The organism is Isoptericola sp. NPDC019482, from assembly GCF_040632295.1.
Classification (GTDB): domain Bacteria; phylum Actinomycetota; class Actinomycetes; order Actinomycetales; family Cellulomonadaceae; genus Isoptericola.
Window position 1 is genome coordinate 1 of record NZ_JBEYBQ010000070.1, and the last position, 5,612, is coordinate 5,612.

Here is a 5,612-nt window from a genome sequence, read left to right on the forward strand (position 1 = left end):
GAGGCCCGGGAACGACGCGCAAGCTTGCGTGTCGTTCCCGGGCCTCTCCATCTCGCGGGTCCGGGTTCTCTATCTCGGCGCCTGGCGCTCCGCGGCCTCCACCGCGTTGCGGAACAGCATGGCGATCGTCGTCGGGCCGACGCCGCCGACGCGCGGCGTGATCGCCCCGGCGACCTCGGCGCACGACTCGTCCACGTCCGGGAGCAGCTTGCGGCCCTCGTACCGGACACCGCCGCCCACCACGGTGACGCCCGGCGTCAGGTGCTCCGGCTGCAGGATGCCCGGCACACCGGCGGCCGCGATCACGATGTCGGCGCGCCTGGTGTACTCCGGCCAGTCCGGCACCCCGGTGTGGACCACGGTGACGGCGGCGTTCGCCGTCGGGCGCTTCTGCGAGAGCAGCAGCGCCAGGGGCCGCCCGAGGGTGGTGCCGCGGCCGAGGATGCAGACCTCGCGACCGGCGACCGGGATCTCGTAGTGCGCCAGCAGCGTCTCGATCCCCGCCGGCGTCGCCGGCACCGGGCCGGGCATCCCCAGCGCGAGGCGCCCCATGTTCACGGGGTGCAGGCCGTCGACGTCCTTGTCCGGGTCCAGCGCGAGCATGGCCGCGTCGAAGTCGATCTGCGGGGGCGTCGGGTTCTGGATGAGGACGGAGTCGACGTCGTCGGCGTCGTTCATCTCGCGGACCGCCGCGAGGACGTCCGCCTGGGTGGCGTCCTGCGGGAGGTGGATGTGCGGCGAGGTGAAGCCGAGCTCGGTCGCCTTGTCCATCTTCATCCGGATGTACCCGGCGCTCGCCGAGTCGTCGCCGACGAGGATCGTGCCGAGGCCGGGGCGGTGCCCCGCCGCGACCAGGGCGTCGATCCGCGGGGCGAGGTCCGCGAAGACCGCGTCCGCGACCGGCTTGCCGGGCAGCAGGCGGGCCGTCACTGCTGCAGCCCGGGGTAGAGCGGGAAGTCGGCGGTGAGCGTCGCGACGCGGGCCGCGAGCGCGTCGACGTCGGCCGCGGCGCCGTCGCGCAGCGCGACGGCGATGATGTCGGCGACCTCGGTGAACTCGGCGTCGCCGAACCCGCGGGTGGCGAGCGCCGGCGTGCCGATGCGCAGGCCGGAGGTGACGCGCGGCGGGCGCGGGTCGAACGGCACGGCGTTGCGGTTCACGGTGATGCCGGCGTCGTGCAGGAGGTCCTCGGCCTGCTGGCCGTCGAGCGCGGAGTTCCGCAGGTCGACGAGCACCAGGTGCACGTCGGTGCCGCCGGTGAGGACGGAGACCCCCTGCTCGGCGACGTCCGCCTGCGACAGCCGCTCGGCGATGATCTGCGCGCCGCGCAGCGTGCGCTCCTGACGGTCCTTGAACTCGTCGGTGCCGGCGACCTTGAACGCCACGGCCTTGGCCGCGATCACGTGCATGAGCGGGCCGCCCTGCTGGCCCGGGAACACGGCCGAGTTGATCTTCTTGGCGTGCTCCTCCTTGCTCAGGATGAAGCCCGAGCGGGGGCCGCCGATCGTCTTGTGCACCGTGGAGGACACGACGTCGGCGTGCGGCACCGGGCTCGGGTGCAGCCCGGCGGCCACGAGGCCGGCGAAGTGCGCCATGTCCACCCAGAGCTTGGCGCCGACCTCGTCCGCGATCTCGCGGAACGCGGCGAAGTCGAGGTGGCGGGGGTAGGCGGACCAGCCGGCGATGATGACGTCGGGGCGGTGCTCGAGGGCGCGCTTGCGCACCTCGTCCATCTCGATCCGGTACGACTGCGGGTCCACGCCGTAGGCGCCGACGTCGTAGAGCTTGCCGGAGAAGTTGATCTTCATGCCGTGCGTGAGGTGGCCGCCGTGGGCCAGCTCGAGACCGAGGATCTTGTCGCCCGCGTTGATGAGGGCGTGCAGCACGGCCGCGTTGGCCTGCGCCCCCGAGTGCGGCTGCACGTTGGCGGCCTCGGCGCCGAACAGGTCCTTGGCGCGGGCGATCGCGAGGTTCTCCGCGATGTCGACCTGCTCGCAGCCGCCGTAGTAGCGGCGGCCCGGGTAGCCCTCGGCGTACTTGTTGGTCAGGACGCTGCCCTGGGCCTGCAGCACCGCGCGCGGGACGAAGTTCTCGCTCGCGATCATCTCGAGGGTGTCGCGCTGGCGGGCCAGCTCCCCGTCGAGGACGGCCGCGATCTCGGGGTCGAGCTCGGCCAGGGGCGCGTTGAACGTGGGGTCGGGAGTGCTCATCGGCGTTCTCCTGCTGTGTCGGACGGACGTGTCGGACGACGACCGGGCCCAGGCGAACGACCCGTCGTCTGCACAGCGCGTCGCTCCCCGGTGGTGATCCACCTGTACGCCAGTCGCGACCCTCGCGATCCTAGCCGATTCCCTCGGCCCGCCGCCGTGGCGCCCGCGAGGGAGTCCCGACCTGCCGAGGTGGTCCGAATCCCCGCGAGGTAGTGGATTGGACCACTATCTCGCGGGGTTGCGGACTACCTCGCGAGGGGCAGCGGTCGCCGGGCCGACGCACCGCGCCTCACGCGGCGGGCGAGGGGTCGAGCCGCAGCAGGCGCACGCCGTGCGCGGGGACCTCGACGTCGAGCACGGTGTCGCCGCCGGTCGCCGCGGACGCGGGGAGCAGCGGCATCGCCTCCCCCGACCACACGTCGACGACCGACCCGGGGCTCCCCGGCAGCCCCGCGGAGGCGGCGGGCACGCGCACCCGGCGGGCGTCGGGCGCGGTGCTGAAGACGCCCGCCCAGCGCGTGGCGCCGTCGTCGGTCGCGGCGCCCCAGACCACGGTCTCGGCGCCCCGCTCCCCCTCCCGCAGGAGCTCGCGGCCGCCGCCGGAGCGGCGCGCGACCTCGAGGACGCCCGCGTGCGCCAGGTCGGCGAGCGTCGCGTCGTCGGAGGTGGGCAGGTCGCCGCCCACGAACAGCGGCGAGCGCGCGAGGCACCACAGGCTCAGCATCGTGCGACGCTCGGCGGTGGACAGCAGCGAGTGGCGGGGCTCGCCGCGCTCCGCCCGCACCCCGACGCGGCCCAGCGGCAGCATGTCGGCGTCGGCCCAGCCGCCGGGCCCGGAGTGCGGCGCCCAGCGGGCCATGCGGCCGAGCTGCGCCTCGACGTCGGGCCACCGGTCCCACAGGTCGTCCGAGACCCGCCACATGTCGGCGTGCTCCCGCAGGTGCTCGAGGTGGGCGAGGGACAGCTCCGTGCCCGGCGACAGGGAGACGACGACCCGGCGCCCGTGCCGCTCCTCGGCCCGGCGGACGGCGAGCGACAGCGCCTCCACGGCGTCCCGGTGGTACGGCGCGAGCATGTCGTCGACCTTGAGGAAGTCGACGCCCCAGCCGACGACGTGGTCGACCATCGCGTCGAGCCAGGCCTGCGCGCCGGGGTGGTCGTGACGCAGGCCGTAGCAGTCGGAGTTCCAGGGGCACGTGCTGGCCCGGTCGGCGATCTCGCCGGTGCGGTACGGCGTGCCGGGGACGGGGAGGTCCGCCTCGACCGCGCGGCGCGCGATGCCGCGCATGAGGTGGATGCCGAATCGCAGGCCCAGGTCGTGCACGGCGGTGGCGAGCGGCGCGAAGCCGCGGCCGCCCGCGGACGACGGGAAGCGCGCGGGCACCGGCTGGAGGAATCCGTGCTCGTCGAACAGCAGCGGCGCGCCGTCGTTGTAGCCGCCCGCGCGCGCCGTCGGCTCGTACCACTGGATGTCCACCACCACGGTGTCCCACCCGGCGGCGGCCAGCGCCCCGCCGTCATGGGTCGCCAGGAGCCGCGCGTTCGCCAGCACCTCGGTCTCGGTGACCGTGGTGCCGTAGCTGTCCCACGAGTTCCAGCCCATGGGCGGCCGCGTCGCCTCTGCCCTGGCTGCCTTCGGCCCGCCCACCTGCTCGTGCACCGTCGCTCCCCCTCGCCGCACCCGCGGCGATACATCGTTGTAGGAGGCGCCATCCTGCCCGCCGGCGACGGCCCGGTCAATCGCCGCGCCACGCTCGTGGGTCAACCCGGCGCGCCCCGCTCTCTTCATCGTTGCAGAGGCGTGACCTGCGCCACTTGACCGCGCGACCCGAGCCGTGTCAGATTGGGCGCCGTCGATGGCTCTTCATCGATGTAAACCGCATCGGGGCGACGCCGCGCCGACGCGGACCGGATCTCCCCGAGAGGACCCCGTGATGAGGAAGTCACGCCTGATCGGCGGCATCGCCGTCGCGCTGGTGGCCACCAGCACCCTCGCCGCCTGCGGCTCCGGCGGCGGGAGCAGCGCCGACGACGGCACGCTCACGTTCATGTTCCGCGGCGGCGACGACGAGAAGAAGGCCTACCAGGAGGCCATCGACCGCTTCACCGAGGACACCGGCGTGAAGGTGAAGATGATCGTCACCTCGGCGGACCAGTACGCGCAGAAGCTCCAGGCCGCCGTCGCGGGCAACAAGGTGCCCGACGTCTTCTACATCGAGCAGGCCAGCCTGCAGTCCTACGTCAGCTCCGGCGTGCTCATGGACATCACCGACCAGGTGGCCGAGCAGGGCGTCGACCTCGACAACATCTGGCCGTACGGCGTGGACTCCTACCGCTTCGACGGCACGGTCCAGGGCACCGCCGAGGGCAAGCTCTACGGGCTGCCCAAGGACATCGGCCCGTTCGCGTTCGGGTACAACGCCGACCTGCTGGAGAAGGCCGGGGTCGACCGGCCCGACCCCGACGAGCCGCTCACCTGGGACGAGTGGCTCGAGATCTGCAAGAAGCTCACCCAGGACACCGACGGCGACGGCGAGACCGACCAGTGGGGCACCGGGCTCAACGTCCAGTGGAACTCCCAGTCCTTCGTCTGGAGCAACGGCGGCGACTGGACCAACGAGGACCACACGCAGGTCACGGTCGACACCCCCGAGTTCGCCGAGGCGATCCAGTTCATCGCCGACCTCACCGAGGAGGGCGTGACCCCGAACCCCGAGCAGGCCCAGACGCTCGACACCTACCAGCGCTTCATGGCCGGGGAGATCGGCTTCTTCCCCGTCGGCCCGTGGGACATGAGCGCCTACAACGAGCTCGACTTCGAGTACGACCTCATGCCCTGGCCGGTCGGCAAGACCGGCGAGCCCGCCACCTGGGTCGGCTCGCTCGGCATCGGCGTCTCGAACACCACGGACCTGCCCGAGGACGCGGTGAAGCTGGCCACGTACCTGTCCACCGACGAGACCGCGCAGCAGACCCTCGTCGACGCCAACGTCCAGATCCCGAACCGGATCGACACGGCCAAGGAGTGGGCGGCCGAGTCCGAGAAGGACGACGCGGTCGAGCCGAAGAACCGCCAGGAGTTCCTCGACATCGCCGAGGACTACGGCCGCGAGATGCCGGCGTCGTTCACGTACGGCGCCGAGTGGTACGACGAGCTGTGGGTCGGCATCCAGCCGGTGCTGGACGGCAAGCAGGACGCGGCCGACTACCTCGCCGAGGTGCAGCCGCGCATGCAGGAGCTGCTCGACCAGTCGAACGCCCAGGCGGAGCAGGCCGCGGCGGCGGGCTCCGCGCCCTGATCCGGCCCCTCCCCTGACCTCGCGGTGGGGGGGGCCCCCCCCCGGCCGCCCCCCCCCCCCCCCGCGCCCCCCCCCCCCGGGGACAACACGGCACGGAGGGAAA

General features: G+C 73.1%; 4 protein-coding genes and 1 riboswitch. Of the genes, 1 reads left to right on the forward strand and 3 read right to left on the reverse strand.

Annotation, left to right across the window (positions count from 1 at the left end; all coding sequences use genetic code 11):
• Positions 1–69 precede the first annotated feature (69 nt).
• The 3 genes from ABZ493_RS21605 to ABZ493_RS21615 form a co-directional block, all read right to left on the reverse strand.
• Positions 70–930: a tetrahydrofolate dehydrogenase/cyclohydrolase catalytic domain-containing protein gene (locus ABZ493_RS21605; protein WP_430584171.1), complete on the reverse strand. Its 861-nt coding sequence runs from the start codon at positions 928–930 to the stop codon at positions 70–72.
• Positions 927–2,210: a serine hydroxymethyltransferase gene (glyA, locus tag ABZ493_RS21610; protein WP_430584172.1), complete on the reverse strand. Its 1,284-nt coding sequence runs from the start codon at positions 2,208–2,210 to the stop codon at positions 927–929. Before glyA ends, ABZ493_RS21605 begins: the two co-directional genes overlap by 4 nt.
• A 39-nt stretch (positions 2,211–2,249) precedes the next feature.
• Positions 2,250–2,337, reverse strand: a riboswitch (ZMP/ZTP riboswitch).
• A gap of 162 nt (positions 2,338–2,499) precedes the next feature.
• Complete coding sequence (locus ABZ493_RS21615; protein WP_430584173.1) at positions 2,500–3,870, reverse strand: glycoside hydrolase family 27 protein; 1,371 nt, start codon at positions 3,868–3,870, stop codon at positions 2,500–2,502.
• Between the two features lie 274 nt (positions 3,871–4,144).
• Between ABZ493_RS21615 and ABZ493_RS21620 the strand changes: the two genes are divergently transcribed.
• Positions 4,145–5,509 (forward strand): sugar ABC transporter substrate-binding protein, encoded by a 1,365-nt coding sequence (locus ABZ493_RS21620; RefSeq protein ID WP_430584174.1) that lies wholly within the window; start codon positions 4,145–4,147, stop codon positions 5,507–5,509.
• The last annotated feature ends 103 nt before the right edge of the window (positions 5,510–5,612 follow it).

Excerpts from the sequence above, each read along its gene's own strand:
- ABZ493_RS21620 (WP_430584174.1), top strand. The coding sequence starts at position 4,145 with ATGAGGAAGTCACGCCTGATCGGCGGCATCGCCGTCGCGCTGGTGGCC.
- glyA (WP_430584172.1), bottom strand. The coding sequence starts at position 2,210 with ATGAGCACTCCCGACCCCACGTTCAACGCGCCCCTGGCCGAGCTCGAC.